This window comes from Thiomicrospira sp. R3 (genome assembly GCF_029581415.1).
GTDB lineage: Bacteria > Pseudomonadota > Gammaproteobacteria > Thiomicrospirales > Thiomicrospiraceae > Thiomicrospira.
Map to the genome: position 1 here is coordinate 1,255,350 of NZ_CP121121.1, position 15,620 is coordinate 1,270,969.

Genomic DNA, 15,620 nt, shown 5'->3' on the forward strand with positions numbered 1-15,620 from the left:
ATTAGTCTTTTTTCTGCTTTTTTTGTTTAGCTTTACCGGCTTTCATTTTTAGGCGGGGCTCGGCCTCGGTTTCTCCGGCCTGTTCAGCGGACCATGCTAAGGTGATGCGGATTTCTTGGTGGTTTTTAGCCTGCTTGGCTTTAATTTTAAGCCGTGCTAATCCTTGAGGCGTCAAGGTCACATTATCCTCTTCGTTGGTGAGTTGGAGCTGCCCTTTGGCAAAGCCTTCGGAAACGACGGCGAGATAGTTAATGATCGCATCTTTGTCTTGTAACGATTCATGCTCGAAGGTATGTATTGTTTTGGCCATGATAGTCAATCCAGTTGTAAGGTTGAAACACATTGAGGTGCGAATGATCACTGCTACGCGCGCTGACGCTCCCATCTTGATGGAAGATTGTAACGCTCCAGCCAGGGATTTGCATCCCTTCTTTTGAACGACAGTGGCAGTTTAGCTGGGTATCGCATTCAAAGTTAAGTAATCCATTTTTCACTAGTAGTTGTTGGCCGTTAAGGTGATGGCGATGTCCGTTGACCAAAGCAAAAATATGTTTGGCCTTTAGGTGTTGAGCGCCTTTTGCGGTAAAAGGCCAGTCATAGTTACGGTACTTGGTACGAAATGCATTGCCTAGTGCACCATAATAGAGGTCAAACAATTGGGATTGATGAAGTTTTTGTTGGAAAATTAGATTAATTTTTTCAAGTTGTCCTTGGTGAATTAAATTCGCTAATTGGTCATCTATGCCTGCATGGCTAAATAGAAAGCTACCTTCTGTATGCACGAGCTTTAGGCTTTTAAAAAAGTTATAGAATTCGCCATCTGGTTTTAAAAATAGCTCATGTGCCCAACTTATCGCGTGATTAAGTTGCTGGGTGTTATCAAAGCGTTTTAGCCACGCTTTTTTCATACTATGCTGTTTGACAAGCAATTGAGAGATTTCAGTTTTTATGTATTTTTTGGTTAGGTGTTTTTTTGCGGATTTTTTAAAAGATTTCATCCACTGTTCATCAACAAAATGCGCTTGGTGCTGTGGGTTGGGGTGTTCGCCTTTTTCTTGATAAATTTCGGCAAACAACATAATCGCTTTTTTTCCCATGCGCCCAAAAAAATGGCTTTGTAGCGGGTCGTGGGTTTTTTTCAGTGCAAGCAGGCCGGCTAAAAATCGAACATCGTGGTTGCCAGCTAATAAGATTGTGTCGGGTTTAAGCGTCAGTAGGTTATTGATTAGCCTTAGCAACGCGAGGGTGCTTGGCCCTTTGTCAAAACAATCTCCACCAATAATAATGCGGGTTTTTAAGCCTTTAAGGGTAAGCCGGAGCGGTTGGTGCGGCAGGTCGTGTGTTATCAGGCCTGCTTGTTTCAGTGAGCGTAAAAAAGCCTGGGCATCTGCGTGAAGGTCGCAGAAAAACGCCGTATCTTGCGCGGGTGCTTGCCATTTTTGATACGGCAGGTGCGGCAGGATAGCCGGTCGCCATAGGTGTGTTTGGAGTGTTTGATTAGTCATAAGTTTAACCAGGCCTGGTTGTTTTTAATGTTAGGCAGTTTAGTTTCGGATTATTACAGCGGTATGACTTGCGCGGATTAAATTTACTAAAAGCGCTCAAGAATGTCTGTCAATCTCGGTTAAAATAGCGGCATTATTTATTGGAAATGGATATTTTATGTGGAGTTACCCAATCATTGATCCCGTTGCTTTAGCGCTGGGTCCTATTGCAATTCACTGGTACGGTTTAATGTATGTGATCGGCTTTGGTGCCGCTTGGTTACTGGGCCTTTACCGTGCACAATCGTCGGCTATCTGGGATAAAGATAAGGTCGGCGACCTGTTGTTTTATTGTGCGCTCGGTGTGGTTCTGGGTGGGCGTATGGGCTATGTGCTATTTTATGATTTTGCAGGGTTTCTGGCTAATCCTCTTTCCTTGGTGATGGTTTGGCAAGGGGGGATGTCGTTTCATGGCGGTTTGTTGGGCGTGACTTTAGGTATGTTTTTGTTTGCACGTAAAGTGGGCTTGAGCCTGTTTAGTGTGGCCGATTTTGTAGCCCCCTTAGTAACGATTGGTTTGTTTAGTGGGCGGATTGGTAATTTTATTAATGGCGAGTTATGGGGTAAGGTTACCGACTCGCCGTTGGGGATGTGGGTGTATGACCCGGTTGTGGGTGAACTGGTGCAAAAATACCCCACCCAGTTATTACAGGCGCTGCTCGAAGGCTTGGTGCTGTTTGTTTTGCTTTGGTGGTATTCGTCAAAACCGCGCCCAAGCGGCTCGGTAGCGGGCTTGTTTTTGGCCGCTTATGGTGTAGTTCGCATCGTCGCTGAATTTTTTCGCGCACCAGATGCGCATATTGGTTACCTTGTGGGCGATTGGCTAACGATGGGTATGGTTTTATCTTTACCTATGATTGTTATCGGTGTGGGTTTAATGGTTTGGGCTTACAAGCAGTTCCATCTTGTTAGCAAGGAGGCAAAATGATATGAAACAGTATTTAGATTTATTGCAGCATCTTTTAGATCACGGTGTGCAAAAAGGTGACCGTACAGGTACGGGTACCCTGTCGGTTTTTGGGTATCAAATGCGGTTTGATTTACAGCAGGGCTTTCCGCTCGTGACCACTAAAAAGCTGCATTTACGCTCGATTATTCATGAGTTACTTTGGTTTTTAACTGGGGACACGAATATACAATACCTCAAAGATAATCAAGTGCGTATTTGGGATGAGTGGGCCACCGAATCGGGTGATTTAGGGCCGTTATATGGTAAACAGTGGGTGGCTTGGCAAAGTCCGAATGGTGGGGTCATTAACCAGATTCAACAAGTGATTGATACCCTGAAAACTAATCCAAATAGTCGTCGTATGCTTGTCACCGCCTGGAATCCAGCAGATTTGCCAGACGAAACAATCAGCCCACAGGCGAATGTAGAAAATGGCAAAATGGCTCTGGCGACCTGTCATGCCTTTTTCCAGTTTTATGTCGCAAATAACCGATTGTCTTGTCAGCTGTATCAGCGTTCGGCGGATACCTTTTTAGGCGTGCCGTTTAATATTGCGAGTTATGCGTTGTTGGTGCATATGATTGCACAGCAAACTGGTTATGAGGTGGGCGAATTTATTTGGACGGGGGGCGATGTGCATTTGTATAACAATACATTGGAGCAAACCAAGCTTCAACTAACACGCGCGCCATTACCCCTACCAGGCCTGGTGATTAAACGTAAACCCGAATCGATTTTTGATTATCAATTTGACGATTTTGAAATAGTAAACTATCAATCGCATCCGCATATTAAAGCCCAGGTATCTGTATGACGATTCAAAAACCGCTGTTAAAACCAACGTTAATGATGATTGTTGCAATGGCAAAAAATAGAATGATTGGTTTAAATAATAAAATGCCTTGGCATTTGCCAGATGATTTAAAGTACTTTAAAGCCCAGACCTTAAATAAGCCCGTTATTATGGGGCGAAAAACCTTTGAATCAATAGGTGCACGCGCCTTACCCAATCGCCCCAATCTAGTCATTAGTCGCAATCCAGATTTTAGCGCAGCGGGTAGTGTGGTTTTTAATTCAGTAGAAAAAGCGATTGAGTCAGTGAGCGACGCGCCTGAGATTGTTATTATGGGAGGCGCACAAATTTATGCCCAGTGGGTTGATAAAGTGGATCGTTTGCTCATTACAGAGGTGAATGCTGAGCCGCAGGGTGATGCATTTTTCCCGCAGCTAGATAAGCAGGCCTGGTTAGAGGTGTCACGTAAAGCTCACGTCGCTGACGAAAATCATTGTTATGCCTTTGATTTTGTCGAATATCAACGGCGTGGTTAGCGTGCAGATATATTTTCATTTGTTCTAGCGAAAGTCCTTGGTTTCGGATAATAACCGCTTGGTTAATAGTGAATAAGTGACGTCGAATCGGTTTTTTAATTTATAACCCGTTCAATTAAGCGAATTAACTTATCAGGATTAAAGGGTTTGATAATCCAACCCGTTGCCCCTAGGTTTTTACCCTGTTGTTTCATGTCTGGGCTGGCTTCGGTGGTAAGCATTAATATGGGTGTATATTTATAGTTTTCAGTTTCACGTAAAGCGCCCAACAGTTCAAGCCCATTCATTTCAGGCATATTGACATCGGAAATCACTAGATCAAATTGCTCCGATTTAGCCTTGGCTAAACCTAGCGCCCCATTTTCGGCGGTTTGCAAAGCGTACTCTTTTCCCAATACCATTTCTATTAATTGTCTTAGCGAGTTGGCGTCATCTACATAGAGTATTTTTTTCATTTTAGGTCCATTAACGGGTTGTTGTAATGTTCAAAGTCTTTATTTTATGTTAACTGAGTGAATAAGCTTGAAGAAATTCAAATTTTTATGCATTGCGTCCATCAGCTTGGTATCATAAGGTGATTAATTTTTTGATGGAAGGGTGCGTGGGATGTTACTAGCAATTCGTGAAAAGGTTCAAGGTTGGTTAGCTTGGGCTATTGTCATTATCTTGATTGTCCCTTTTGCTTTGTGGGGTATTGATCAGTATGCAACGGGCGATAGGACGGTGGTGATAGCAGAGGTAAATGGGGAAAAGGTTACCGCTACAGAGTTCTTGCAGATGTATAATCGCCAGCGTATGCGTTTGCAACAGCAATTTGGTGACATGTATGATCAGGTTGTTGAAGATGAGGTCTTGCGTAATCAGGTTTTGGATGCGCTTATTGAAAGCCAAATAATCAAGCAATGGGCTGCACGTAAGGGGTTGGTGATTTCAGACGCTCAGTTGGCTGCGGTGATTCAGAATGCTGGGGTGTTTCAAGAGAATGGGCGTTTTTCCAAACGCGCCTACGAAGAGTTGTTAATGCGCAATGGTTTGACGATTGCTGGTTTTGAAATCGAGCAGCGCCAGTTTTTGCTTGAACAACAGTACCGTAATTTAACCGCTGGGTCGATGTTTGTGACCGAAAGTGAACTTGAGCATCTGTATCAATTACAAAACCAACGCCGTTATATTGATTATGTTCGATTAGATCAGCGCATTTTTAATGATCAAATTGAAATTAGTGATCAACAAAAACGTGATTTTTATCAGGCCAATCAGGACTTGTTTATTGTTCCTGAAAAAGTAGTGGTGGATTATATTACTTTTTCCATGCGTGATTTAGTGGCGTATACTGAGGTAAGTGACGCGGAAAAACGTGATTTCTATCAGCTTAATATAGGTTTATTCACCCAGCCGGAAATGCGCCGCGCGAGTCATATTTTAATTCGTGGTGATGAGCAGGCCGCGCTAGAGGCGTTCGCCGAAATTCAAAATCAGTTGGCGCAAGGGGTAACGTTTGCGAAATTAGCTGAGCAATACTCACAAGATCCCGGTTCTGCCGCTAATGGCGGTGATCTTGATTTCTTTGAGCAGGGTATGATGGTGCCTGAGTTTGACCAGGCTGTTTTTTCAATGGAAGTTGATCAAGTGAGTGACATTGTCGCGACTGACTTTGGTTGGCATTTGATTTATTTAACGGACATCCGTGAGCCACAAACACTTGAGTTCGATCAGGTTGAGAAGGATGTTGCTCAGCAATTGCGAATTGAAAAAGCGCAAGCAGCCTATTATGGTTTGCTTGAATCGGTCAATACCCTGGCTTACGAGCAGCCCGACAGCCTAGAGCCGCTGTTAGATTTAGTTGGGGGTGAGGTTCAAACCTCAGCGGCATTTGGCCGTGAAGGTGGCTCAAGTTGGTTTAGTCAGCGCCGTGTATTAGAGGCTGTTTTTTCTGATGATGTGTTCAGTGCTCGTTTGAACTCAGCGGTGATTGAGTTGGATTCTGGTACATCCATGGTGTTACGTGTTAAAGACTATAAACCAGAGTTTTTAGATAGCTTTGAGTCGGTTGAGCCGCAAATTGCAACGCGACTAATGCGTGAAGTAGCGGTGGCTAGGTCAGCCGAGTTAGCGGATGAAGTGATGGCTAAAATTGAAGCCGGTGCTGATCCAGCAAATATTGAGTTGGCAGGCGTTGAATGGCATCCCGTTGGCTGGGTTGAGCGTCAAAGTCAGCAGGTCTTGCCGCAGATTGTATCGGCTGCATTTAAAGCCCAAAAACCTTTAGCCGATCAGGCCAGCTGGACGCGGACTCAATCGCTAATGGGTGATACGCTATTAGTCCGTGTTAGTCAGGTTGATGTGGTGGATGATGAAGATCGTAAAGCGCAAATGGCTGAGTTATCACAAGCCTTAACCGGCATTTATATTACAGCTGAGATTGATGCTCGTTTAGCCGTGCTTCGTTCAGAGGCTAAAATTGATATCAAGCCTGCGTTTAATCGACTTAATTAGTCAAAAGGGCTAGCAGGACAAGCTAATCCAAGGCCGCTTATGCGGCCTTTTTTGTTAGTCAAAACCAGCCCATAATTTGTGAACAATCTGTTAAAAGGATAGCGATGTTTAAATTAATTTATTTTGTACCGTCTGAGGCGTTGGAATTAACCAAGCAGGCCGTATTTGAGGTGGGCGCTGGCCGATTAGGGCATTATGAACAGTGCGCCTGGCAAACCCTTGGGATGGGGCAGTTTAAGCCTTGTGTTGGCAGTCAACCCTATATAGGGCAGCAGGATTTGTTGGAACGGGTTGAGGAGTATAGGGTAGAGGTGTTGGTTGAACAAGCCTTAATAAAGCAGGCGGTGGGGGCATTAAAAGCCACCCATCCTTACGAGGAACCTGCTTATGAAGTGGTGAAGCTGGAGCGTTATTAAGGTTTTAATTTAGTGGTGCTTATGCATCATGCCTTGACCACTGCCAGCGGGTCTGTTCATTCCCATTCCCATGATTTTACGTACTGGAGCTTGGATCATTTTTTCTGAGCCATCTTGCATGATCAGTTTGATATCGACAATATCGCCTTCAGTTAATGCACGTGTGGGGCCAATAAGCATCACATGGAGTCCACCGGGTTTAAGTTCAGTCTGTCCGATGGCAGGCACGCTGATTTCTGGAATCTCACGCATCCGCATCACACCGTTATCATCTATATGTGTATGTAATTCGACGGTTTTAGCTGCATCTGAATCCGCTCGTACCACGGCAATCGGTTGGTCTCCTGCGTTAATTAGGGTCATAAACGCGGCAGTGGCAGGCGCGACGGGTGGCATTTCGCGCACAAATGGATTGTCTACTTGCAGTTGTTTGGCTTGGTTAGCCTGTACTGAAAAGCTCATTAAGCCAGCCAAAGCCAGCCCGGTTAGGCGCAGTGTTTTGTTTAGGGTTGTATTCATGGTGTTATCCTTGTAGAGGTTAGTTAAGGTAGCGGTTAATAACATCTAAAAACTGTTCAGGGCCGTGTGTGTGGGGTAATTGTTCACGCAGAACACCGTTTTGATCAACGACATAGGTAAAGGCAGAGTGGTCAACGGCATAGTTTTCACTGCCATCATCCACGCGTTCATACACCGCACCATAACGTCTTGCTACTTCAGCAATGACTTCAGGGGTGCTGGTTAGGCCAATGATATTGGAATCAAAGTAATCGGCGTATTGTTGCAAGCGTTGAGGGCTATCACGTTCTGGATCTACTGAAATAAATAGAATTACTAGATTATCCCTCTGGGATTGAGAAATCTGGCGATAGGCAACGGATAGATTACCTAAATTGGTTGGGCAGATGTCAGGGCAGAAGGTGTAGCCAAAATAAATCAGCACCAACTTGCCTTTAAAGTCCGAAAGAGATACTTCACCGTTAGGTGATGTTAGGGTGAAGTCGCCACCAGGTGGCGACTCTAAACTGATTCTATTCGCACTGGGGTGGGTGTCCGATGTGGGTTTAAGCACGTAAATTAATGCATAGCTGCCGGCTAAGAATACACCAAAAGCAAGCGTTAATAATAAAAAAGAGCGATTGAGCTTATGTTGCGGCATGGTTAGTCTCCAAGCTAATTAATAGCACTATTCTACTAGAACTTCGCTTCTAAACGAGCCCAAATATTTCGACCTGGCTCCATCACTTTAAATACATTGCCCGTTGTTGGGTCGGTACGGTTTACATGATTAAAGTAGGCTTTATCCATTAAATTATCGACACCGGCTTGGAGCATAAAGATTTTGTTAATTTGATAGCCGCCATAAACATCTAAGGTTTGCCAAGCGGCGGTTTCACCTTCACCATACGCGCTATTAACCTGGGTTTGCTTAGTCGCTAGGTTGGCGCGCGCCGCTGCATACCAGCTTTGTTGGTCATACTGTGCACTCAATTGTGCGTTCAGTGGCGCGATATTACTCAAGCGGCGATTATCCGTTGTGTTTTTACCTTGAGTATAAGCGACATGACCGCTTAATAACCAGGCCTGGTTGAGACGATAATCCATGTCAAATTCAGCGCCATAGATTTGGGCGTCGATATTGACATAACCTTGACCTGTATGGGTTAAGTGGGCTTGGTTAGCCGCACGATCACTCAAAATATAATCGCTAACACGATCAAAATAGGTATTGGCTGACCAATTTAAGTTTTGGCTGCTATGGTTGAGTCCAAGATCAAATTGAAGATGTTTTTCGGGTTTTAAATCTGGGTTACCTGTCCAATCCGCCCGCGCCATAAAACGCTCGGTTTCATCGGCGGTGCGGCTGGTTAGACTTAAACCACCAAACCAATCGAGTGTATTGTTAAGTTGCTGCTGGTAACGTATCAAGCCGTTCCAGTTAGTTTCGGTGATTTTAGTGTTGCCGGAATAGTTTTGATTAGCGGCGGCGTAACGATCGACCGGTGTTCTAGGTTGGGGTGCCATTGACGTATTGTCCGGCGCTTTATTCGCATCTTTTGCTTGAGCCGTTACACTATCTACGCGCAAGCCATAAATCATATTTTGACTGGCTGAAAGCGCGGTATTCGCTTCAATAAACAGGCTGTTCTGTTCGGTGGAGGTATTGGGCCACATTAAAAATTGTGACTGATTGTTAGTGCGATTAAATAGTGTAGCTTGTTTTTCAATGGTCTGTAACATTAGGCCATAATCAAATTGGGTTGCACCAAGCAGAGTCGTTAATTTAAGTTTCCCCCCCTGGGTGGTCACTTCGGTGGGCACTTCGCTGCGTGTTCCACTATTGGCACGTAAGCTATAGTTGTCCATCACATGCTCTACTTCGGAGTGGTAAAGTTGCAGGTCTACAGCGTTAATTAAGCCGGAAAAATTGTTTCCTTCATAGCCTAAACGTGTCATGCGGCCATCAGACTTGGGTGCATCCATGCCGGCACCTTGGAACAATGCGTCAGAGGTGCTGACCTGTTCGTGCGAAAGTTTAATGTGGTGGTCATTGGTAGGTGTCCAGCCTAAATCAATGTGGCCTTGGGTTGTTTGATAGCTTGAGCTAACCTTCTTACCATTGCCGTCCTTATAGCTATCTGCATCCTTATAGGTGCCTTGTAAGCGAATATAACCTTGTTCACCGCCTGCAATCAGTTGTGCGCCGATATCTTGGGTTAAACCGTTCGAGTTGGTCGTTGCATGAACCTTACCCTGGTAAGACTTACCCGGCTCAAAATGAGGTTTGGTGCGTTCTAATAAAACGGTACCGCCCGTTCCACCTACGCCATATTGCAAAGATTGTACACCTTTAATGATGGTAATCTTATCAAAGCTTGCCAGTTCGGTATAGGAGGTAGGTGGATCCATGCGGTTCGGGCAGCCACCTTCAATTTTGCCACCATCGATTAATATATTAACGGCTGATTGGCCTTGACCACGAATCAAAATATCTAAGCCATGTCCACCTAAACGCTGAGCGTCTACACCTGAGAATTGACGCAGGGCCGCGCCTGATTCAGTATTACCACTGGTCTCAAGCACTTTTTCTATTGGTTGGCTTGTTGCGCTAGCTTGTTCAGCGATGACTTCAATTGGGAGCAATGGACTATTGGCAGCGACACCACCGCTGGCAAGGATCGATAGAATCGCGATATTTAGTTTTGATGGGGTTGACATGCTCAGGCTCCATGAGTGATTAAAAAATAAACTTCATTTTAGCGATAGCAGTGATCAGGAGTATTGAGAAAGTATTGAGATATGAGGCTGGGGGAGATGACCAGGCCTGGTCATCTCGGATAAGGAGGTTTTAAGGGTGACTTAATGCGCAATAAGGCTTCTTAACATCCAAGCATTTTTCTCATGTACCTGCATCCGCTGGGTTAGCAGGTCAAGCGTAGGTTCATCACTGGCCTGGGCTGCAATTTTGCTAATTTCTCTTGCTGTTTTAGTCACGGCTTCTTGGCCTAAAACCAGGTTTTTAATCATTGCTTGTGCACTGGGTGTTGCGGTTTCTTCTTTGATTTGGCTGAGTTGATTAAAGGCTTGAAATGAACCGGGAGCCTTTTCACCTAAAGCACGGATACGTTCCGCGATCTCGTCAACAGCGGTAAACAGTTCGGTATACTGTTGTTCAAACATAGTATGGAGTGTTTGAAACATTGGACCGGTGACGTTCCAGTGATAATTGTGGGTTTTTAGAAACAGGATGTAGGAGTCGGCAAGCAGTTGTGACAAGCCTACAGCAATCGCTTTACGATTTTCTTCGCTAATACCAATATTAATGTCCATAGTGTGTTTCCTTTTTAAATTTTAAGGGATGGTTCAAGCATTATCATATAGGATTATTTGATGGTTTTTGTTTTTATCAACTTAAGCATTGCTATTACCAACCATTAATAATGTTTTTTTGCCAGTCGAGGGTCCAGTCTTCGCCGAGAATAGATAAGCTGTCAAATCGCATGCAGTAATGTTCAAACTGGCGATGTTTGAGTAGAAAAAACTGTGCGCATTTGACCAGTCTTTTTTGTTTTGTTGGCGTGATAAATTCGCTTGGGAGACCCTGTGAATCGGTTTGGCGGAACTTAACTTCTATAAAAACTAGGGTGTTTTGATCCAGCGCAATGAGGTCTATTTCACCACCTTTACAGTAAAAGTTTTGATGAAGGATTACTAAACCTTGGGCACTAAGATAGTGTTTTGCTTGGTTCTCGTGGTGTTGACCTATGTGTTTGCTATTCAATGCTCGTGTCCATTAACTCAAGTTGAAATTGCAAAATTTCATCAAGCAGTTGTTGGCGAATTGTTTCTGGGCTTGTTTCAATGGTCGTGGTTTTTTGCGTCCAGAAAAAATTATTAGAGATAGGCTTGAGAGGCTTAAGGCGACCGTTGGCTTCATATTTGGCCCAGACTAACTGGGTATCAATCACATGGGTTGGTGTTAGTTGGTGTTTTCCTAGGCTGCCATGAATAAACATCGATGGTTGCAGTTTATGGCTGTGGTGGGCCATTAGGTAGCCATCCCAACCCAAGGCTTCGAGGTTGTTTACGAGTGGCGATTCAAATAAGCTGGCCGGGTGCGTGGGAAAGGCGATATGTTTTAGATCCCGTTGTGGCGGTTGATTAAACAGCTGCTGGGGGGTCAGTTTGGATGTGCCCATTAGGTTTAGGTTGAGCTGAAAGAACTCGATCTGAGGTCCGAGTACCGCAATGCTGCGTTCATCACCAATAAGTACCATGGTGTCCAAGTCTTGACGGGTGCGGGCAGTATGTTCAATCGGTTTTTGGATAATACGGCTTAAATAATTACCGCGCTCTTGGCTAAAATTGACATTAAGTAGTGTTGCCATTTCATTGCGAAGGTTCTGGGTATTAGCGCCATAGGCCTGTTGATTCATTGGGGAGCGATGTTGTTTTGACCAGGCCTGGTTGAGTTGGTGGGCTAGGGTAATGTCGCTGGGTTGGTTGCTGTGGAGCAGTGCAATATGGCGTGCGCATTGTTGATTGAGCTGATCGATAATTTGTGTCACTTCACCCGTAGGGACTAAGCTTAGTTGTAGAAAACCTGCGGGTTGATCAATTCGGTTGAGTGCGATTAAGTCGGTTAAAGATTGCTGCGCTAGTGTTTGAACGTGTTCGCGTGTAAGTGGACCGATGACTTTCACGGCACCGGCTTGTTTGGCCTGCAGGTAAAGTGAGTAGATGTCATTTGATGCAGCCGTATCATAGAATACCAATTTAGATTGGCTGTTAGCTTGCCAGTAACTTTTTAGTATTCCCGCGCGAACCTGTTGGCCTAGGGCTTCAAGGCGACCCGATAGTGGTAATAACACAGCAATAACTTCAGGAGGTGATAGCTGTAATTCGGCTTGCTCAATCAGTTCGGGGAGTAGGTTGTTTTTGAGAGTAGTGTTTTCAGTAAGAAGTTCAAGATTTCTAAGTTCATCTCGCTTGGCCAAGGCGGGCAAGTTTTTGGTACTGGCAAGCCAAGCCCAGTCAACGACGCTGGCGTTGTTTGATTGTTGAAGTTGAGCCAATAATGCCGGTTTGAGTTGGCTAAGCGTTAAGTAGGTGTCTTGTTCAAGTTCCACTTGTTGTTGCGCTGAATAGTTCGCCCAAAGCTGTTCCGACAAGAGGATGTAGGTTGGCCAGTCTTGTTTTCGTGCTGCATTTGCACGTAAACGCGTTATAACATGCGCATCGGTATCTGTCGGTACTAGCCATCTTGGCTCGGTTACGGCTGTTTTAGCTTCTTGCGGCTGATGCACAGGTGGCGCTTTAGGTGTACTACATGAAATGACCAGTAGAGGTAGAAACGCAATAAAAAGTTTTTTAAGCATGGCGGTCAGCTTTATAATCTCGTGCATTCAACAGGAGTTAATTATATATGCAAATGATTGAAAAAGGGGTGCTTTACATAGTAGCGACCCCAATTGGTAATTTAGCGGATATCAGTCAAAGAGCGATAGAGGTGCTGAGCCAAGTGAATTGGGTAGCGGCGGAGGATACTCGGCATTCGGGTAAGTTGCTGCAGCATTTAGCTATTAGTAATCGCTTAATCAGTTTGCATGACCATAATGAACAGGCGCGTGCTGAAGTATTATTGTTGCAGCTTCAGGGTGGCGAGTCTGGCGCACTTATTTCAGATGCGGGTACACCTTTGATTAGTGATCCGGGATACCATTTGGTTAAACGCTTGCGAAGTGAAGGTATTGAGGTTCGTCCGATTCCAGGTATTTCCGCGATCATTGCGGCATTGAGTGTCGCTGGAATGCCAACGGATCGGTTTTGTTTTGAGGGTTTTTTGCCTGCCAAATCGCAAAAACGCCTGGACCAGTTGGCTAGGTTGACCGAAGAAACACGAACGCTGGTATTTTATGAATCTCCTCATCGTTTGATTGATTGTTTAGGGGCGATTGTTGAGGTTTTTGGGGGTGGTCGGCGCATTTTTATTGCCAGAGAAATGACAAAACAATACGAGCAGTTTGTTGCAAATAGTGTGCAGGGCGCATTGGATTATTTTGTCTCGAATAATGACAAGGTGCGAGGCGAATTTGTTTTAGTTTTGGCCGGTGCTCAAGCGCTAGAGTCTGATGAGAACCAGCAGCCGTGGGATGGGCTTATTCGTGTCTTGCTTAACCAGGCTTTACCCGTTAAGCAAATTACACAGATTGTTGCTGATTATTTTTCGGTTAAAAAAAATCAAGTTTATTCACGCGTTTTAGGACTTAAACAGGATTAATTTAGCCGTTCTTCTGGACACAAGAGGCGAAATGCTATATTGTTCTGCGCAAAGTGGGTCGGGTAATCGCGGAGCGCGCAAGCGTTTGGAGGAAAGTCCGGGCACCAAAGAGCAGGATGCCAGTTAACGGCTGGGCGGTGTGAGCCGACGGAAAGTGCAACAGAGAATAGACCGCCGATGACGTTTTCGAACGAACAGGTAAGGCTGAAACGGTGAGGTAAGAGCTCACCGCGCGCCTGGTAACAGGTTGTGGCTAGGTAAACCCCATCCGGTGCAAGACTAAATAGGAAAACGTGTCATTCGTGACAAGGTGTGGCTCGCACCTGTTTTCGGGTAGGTTGCTTGAGGTACATAGTGATATGTTATCCAGATGAATGGTTGCCGCCTATTAGTCTGACTAGTAGGAACAGAACCCGGCTTATAGACCCACTTTTTCATTTCCAATCTGACAAGTCAATTTTTGTCACAATCTATATTCTGCTTTATCAAGTTATTGTAAGTTATTTATATACTTAACTATTTACTCTTTATTTTCTGGCATTCTCTTATGTTTCCTTGCTAACTCCTTGTTGTTAAAAGATATTTTGAGCATTTTTTTTGCATTTTGGCTTTCTAATTGCTTGACACTGACAGCGGGTGGCAATATAGTGGCGACAAGTGGAATAAAGTGGTAATAAGTGGAGTAAGTCCGTGTTATTTTTCAGAGGCATCAATGCTGTCAATCTAGACTTAAAGGGACGTTTTGCGATGCCAAAGCGTTATCGTGAGTCTATTGCGGATGCCTGTGATAATAATCTGGTTGCGACCATTGATCTGCATAGCCCTTGTCTGTTGATCTATACCCAAGATGAATGGGAAGTGATTGAACGTAAGCTCATGGCCTTGCCAAACATGGATCCGAACGCACGTTTGGTTCAGCGCATGCTGTTGGGGTATGCCAGTGAAATTGAAATGGATTCGCAAGGTCGACTGTTGTTGCCTAGCTTGCTTAGAGAGCATGCAAACCTCGATAAACAAGCTTTGTTGCTTGGTCAAGGCAATAAGTTTGAGCTATGGAGTCAAGCATCCTGGGATCAGCAAAGGCCCGAAATGTTAAACCAAGTTCAAGAACTCGAGATTTCAGGTTCCTTATCGAGCCTGAGTTTATGACGGCATCATTAAGGGCGCTAGACGCTGGCCATTATTCGGTTTTGTTAGCTGAATCTATTGAGGGTTTAGCTATTAAACCTGAGGGCATTTACATTGATGCAACATTTGGTCGAGGAGGCCACAGCCGAGCGATACTTAACCAATTGAGTGACAAGGGTCGATTAATTGCCATTGACCAAGACCCAGCGGCAATTGACTATGCGTCAGCACACTTTGTTGAGCATAATTTCAAGATTATTCATGCCAGCTTTGCCAAGCTGGAAGATATTGCAACTGAATTAGGGGTGCTGGGTCAGGTGGATGGTGTGTTGCTTGACTTGGGCGTCTCCTCTCCTCAATTAGATGAAGCGGAACGGGGCTTTAGTTTTATGCGAGAGGGGCCGCTTGATATGCGGATGAATCCAAATGAAGGCATAAGTGCAAAAGACTGGTTGCAAGAGGTGGATGAGAAAACACTGGCTTTAGTTTTAAAAAACTATGGCGAAGAGCGTTTTGCATTCAAGATCGCCCGGGCAGTGAGTCATGATGCACGTTTAGGCTTGATTAATACAACGCGAGATTTAGCAGAGTTAATTGAGCGGGTGTCGCCCAAAAAAGAAAAAAACAAACACGCGGCCACGCGCAGTTTTCAGGCAATACGTATTCACATTAACCAGGAGCTGGAGGTGTTGAAAACGGTGTTGGAAGCGAGTGTTAAGGTACTGGCTCCAGATGGGCGATTAAGTGTGATTAGTTTTCATTCACTAGAAGACAGAATAGTAAAACATTTTATGCGGGATCAATCGCGCGTAAAAGATTTATTTCCTGGTTTGCCTGTGTTTATCGCTGGGTCAGAACCGGTTTTAAAGGTAATGGGTAAACCTTGTTTTCCCTCTGAACAAGAGTGTGACGAAAACCCTAGATCCCGCAGTGCCGTATTACGCATTGCGCAGAGAATTTAACGAATTTTATTTTAA

At 44.6% G+C, this 15,620-nt stretch carries 17 protein-coding genes and 1 other RNA gene; 9 read left to right on the forward strand and 9 right to left on the reverse strand.

What is annotated here, in order from left to right; translation table 11 throughout:
- Window position 1 precedes the first annotated feature (1 nt).
- Together P8S55_RS06315 and P8S55_RS06320 are read right to left on the reverse strand one after the other, a co-directional pair.
- The gene (locus tag P8S55_RS06315) at window positions 2–310 is read right to left on the reverse strand and encodes an amphi-Trp domain-containing protein (RefSeq protein WP_289223389.1); all 309 of its coding nucleotides are present in this window, start codon (window positions 308–310) and stop codon (window positions 2–4) included.
- Window positions 279–1,505, reverse strand: coding sequence for a metallophosphoesterase family protein (locus tag P8S55_RS06320; RefSeq protein ID WP_289223390.1), 1,227 nt, complete (start codon window positions 1,503–1,505; stop codon window positions 279–281). The genes P8S55_RS06315 and P8S55_RS06320 overlap by 32 nt, the downstream gene beginning before the upstream one ends.
- A 157-nt stretch (window positions 1,506–1,662) precedes the next feature.
- Here P8S55_RS06320 and lgt point away from each other — a divergent pair, with 157 nt between their 5' ends.
- Genes lgt through P8S55_RS06335 form a run of 3 tightly spaced genes read left to right on the forward strand, consistent with a single transcriptional unit; the run spans window position 1,663 to window position 3,822 of the window.
- Window positions 1,663–2,472, forward strand: coding sequence for a prolipoprotein diacylglyceryl transferase (lgt, locus tag P8S55_RS06325; protein ID WP_289223391.1), 810 nt, complete (start codon window positions 1,663–1,665; stop codon window positions 2,470–2,472).
- 1 nt (window position 2,473) lies between these two features.
- Window positions 2,474–3,307, forward strand: a complete 834-nt coding sequence (locus P8S55_RS06330) for a thymidylate synthase (protein WP_289223392.1) — start codon at window positions 2,474–2,476, stop codon at window positions 3,305–3,307.
- Window positions 3,304–3,822 carry a dihydrofolate reductase gene (locus tag P8S55_RS06335; protein ID WP_289223393.1) on the forward strand — a complete coding sequence of 173 codons (519 nt, stop codon included), beginning with the start codon at window positions 3,304–3,306 and terminating at the stop codon, window positions 3,820–3,822. Before P8S55_RS06330 ends, P8S55_RS06335 begins: the two co-directional genes overlap by 4 nt.
- Before the next feature lie 95 nt (window positions 3,823–3,917).
- Here the strand turns inward: P8S55_RS06335 and P8S55_RS06340 are convergent, their stop codons facing one another.
- Window positions 3,918–4,277, reverse strand: coding sequence for a response regulator (locus P8S55_RS06340; protein ID WP_289223394.1), 360 nt, complete (start codon window positions 4,275–4,277; stop codon window positions 3,918–3,920).
- A 151-nt stretch (window positions 4,278–4,428) separates the two neighbouring features.
- Between P8S55_RS06340 and P8S55_RS06345 the strand changes: the two genes are divergently transcribed.
- Together P8S55_RS06345 and P8S55_RS06350 are read left to right on the forward strand one after the other, a co-directional pair.
- Window positions 4,429–6,318, forward strand: a complete 1,890-nt coding sequence (locus P8S55_RS06345) for a SurA N-terminal domain-containing protein (protein ID WP_289223395.1) — start codon at window positions 4,429–4,431, stop codon at window positions 6,316–6,318.
- 104 nt (window positions 6,319–6,422) lie between these two features.
- A complete protein-coding gene (locus P8S55_RS06350; protein ID WP_289223396.1) occupies window positions 6,423–6,734 on the forward strand; it encodes a YqfO family protein in 312 nt (103 codons plus the stop codon).
- Between the two features lie 9 nt (window positions 6,735–6,743).
- Here P8S55_RS06350 and P8S55_RS06355 read toward each other — a convergent pair whose 3' ends face one another.
- The 6 genes from P8S55_RS06355 to P8S55_RS06380 all read right to left on the reverse strand — a co-directional run bounded on the left by P8S55_RS06355 (window position 6,744) and on the right by P8S55_RS06380 (window position 12,613).
- A complete protein-coding gene (locus tag P8S55_RS06355; RefSeq protein WP_289223397.1) occupies window positions 6,744–7,253 on the reverse strand; it encodes a copper chaperone PCu(A)C in 510 nt (169 codons plus the stop codon).
- 19 nt (window positions 7,254–7,272) lie between these two features.
- Window positions 7,273–7,893, reverse strand: a complete 621-nt coding sequence (locus tag P8S55_RS06360) for an SCO family protein (protein WP_289223398.1) — start codon at window positions 7,891–7,893, stop codon at window positions 7,273–7,275.
- A 35-nt stretch (window positions 7,894–7,928) separates the two neighbouring features.
- A complete protein-coding gene (locus tag P8S55_RS06365; RefSeq protein WP_289223399.1) occupies window positions 7,929–9,953 on the reverse strand; it encodes a TonB-dependent receptor domain-containing protein in 2,025 nt (674 codons plus the stop codon).
- A 141-nt stretch (window positions 9,954–10,094) separates the two neighbouring features.
- Entirely contained in the window at window positions 10,095–10,565 is a 471-nt protein-coding gene (locus P8S55_RS06370) for a Dps family protein (protein ID WP_289223400.1), read from the reverse strand.
- A 94-nt stretch (window positions 10,566–10,659) separates the two neighbouring features.
- Window positions 10,660–11,016, reverse strand: coding sequence for a YraN family protein (locus tag P8S55_RS06375; RefSeq protein WP_289223401.1), 357 nt, complete (start codon window positions 11,014–11,016; stop codon window positions 10,660–10,662).
- Window positions 11,009–12,613, reverse strand: coding sequence for a penicillin-binding protein activator (locus P8S55_RS06380; RefSeq protein WP_289223402.1), 1,605 nt, complete (start codon window positions 12,611–12,613; stop codon window positions 11,009–11,011). The genes P8S55_RS06375 and P8S55_RS06380 overlap by 8 nt, the downstream gene beginning before the upstream one ends.
- Before the next feature lie 47 nt (window positions 12,614–12,660).
- Here P8S55_RS06380 and rsmI point away from each other — a divergent pair, with 47 nt between their 5' ends.
- The 4 genes from rsmI (at window position 12,661) to rsmH (ending at window position 15,605) form a co-directional block, all read left to right on the forward strand.
- Window positions 12,661–13,515, forward strand: a complete 855-nt coding sequence (rsmI, locus tag P8S55_RS06385) for a 16S rRNA (cytidine(1402)-2'-O)-methyltransferase (RefSeq protein ID WP_289223403.1) — start codon at window positions 12,661–12,663, stop codon at window positions 13,513–13,515.
- A gap of 50 nt (window positions 13,516–13,565) precedes the next feature.
- Window positions 13,566–13,952: RNase P RNA component class A (rnpB, locus tag P8S55_RS06390), an RNA gene on the forward strand.
- 253 nt (window positions 13,953–14,205) lie between these two features.
- Window positions 14,206–14,664 (forward strand): division/cell wall cluster transcriptional repressor MraZ, encoded by a 459-nt coding sequence (mraZ, locus tag P8S55_RS06395; protein ID WP_289223404.1) that lies wholly within the window; start codon window positions 14,206–14,208, stop codon window positions 14,662–14,664.
- Window positions 14,661–15,605, forward strand: coding sequence for a 16S rRNA (cytosine(1402)-N(4))-methyltransferase RsmH (gene rsmH / locus P8S55_RS06400; RefSeq protein WP_289223405.1), 945 nt, complete (start codon window positions 14,661–14,663; stop codon window positions 15,603–15,605). The genes mraZ and rsmH overlap by 4 nt, the downstream gene beginning before the upstream one ends.
- Window positions 15,606–15,620 lie beyond the last annotated feature (15 nt).

Excerpts from the sequence above, each read along its gene's own strand:
- P8S55_RS06315 (WP_289223389.1), bottom strand. The coding sequence starts at position 310 with ATGGCCAAAACAATACATACCTTCGAGCATGAATCGTTACAAGACAAA.
- P8S55_RS06320 (WP_289223390.1), bottom strand. The coding sequence starts at position 1,505 with ATGACTAATCAAACACTCCAAACACACCTATGGCGACCGGCTATCCTG.
- lgt (WP_289223391.1), top strand. The coding sequence starts at position 1,663 with ATGTGGAGTTACCCAATCATTGATCCCGTTGCTTTAGCGCTGGGTCCT.
- P8S55_RS06330 (WP_289223392.1), top strand. The coding sequence starts at position 2,474 with ATGAAACAGTATTTAGATTTATTGCAGCATCTTTTAGATCACGGTGTG.
- P8S55_RS06335 (WP_289223393.1), top strand. The coding sequence starts at position 3,304 with ATGACGATTCAAAAACCGCTGTTAAAACCAACGTTAATGATGATTGTT.
- P8S55_RS06340 (WP_289223394.1), bottom strand. The coding sequence starts at position 4,277 with ATGAAAAAAATACTCTATGTAGATGACGCCAACTCGCTAAGACAATTA.
- P8S55_RS06345 (WP_289223395.1), top strand. The coding sequence starts at position 4,429 with ATGTTACTAGCAATTCGTGAAAAGGTTCAAGGTTGGTTAGCTTGGGCT.
- P8S55_RS06350 (WP_289223396.1), top strand. The coding sequence starts at position 6,423 with ATGTTTAAATTAATTTATTTTGTACCGTCTGAGGCGTTGGAATTAACC.
- P8S55_RS06355 (WP_289223397.1), bottom strand. The coding sequence starts at position 7,253 with ATGAATACAACCCTAAACAAAACACTGCGCCTAACCGGGCTGGCTTTG.
- P8S55_RS06360 (WP_289223398.1), bottom strand. The coding sequence starts at position 7,893 with ATGCCGCAACATAAGCTCAATCGCTCTTTTTTATTATTAACGCTTGCT.
- P8S55_RS06365 (WP_289223399.1), bottom strand. The coding sequence starts at position 9,953 with ATGTCAACCCCATCAAAACTAAATATCGCGATTCTATCGATCCTTGCC.
- P8S55_RS06370 (WP_289223400.1), bottom strand. The coding sequence starts at position 10,565 with ATGGACATTAATATTGGTATTAGCGAAGAAAATCGTAAAGCGATTGCT.
- P8S55_RS06380 (WP_289223402.1), bottom strand. The coding sequence starts at position 12,613 with ATGCTTAAAAAACTTTTTATTGCGTTTCTACCTCTACTGGTCATTTCA.
- rsmI (WP_289223403.1), top strand. The coding sequence starts at position 12,661 with ATGCAAATGATTGAAAAAGGGGTGCTTTACATAGTAGCGACCCCAATT.
- rsmH (WP_289223405.1), top strand. The coding sequence starts at position 14,661 with ATGACGGCATCATTAAGGGCGCTAGACGCTGGCCATTATTCGGTTTTG.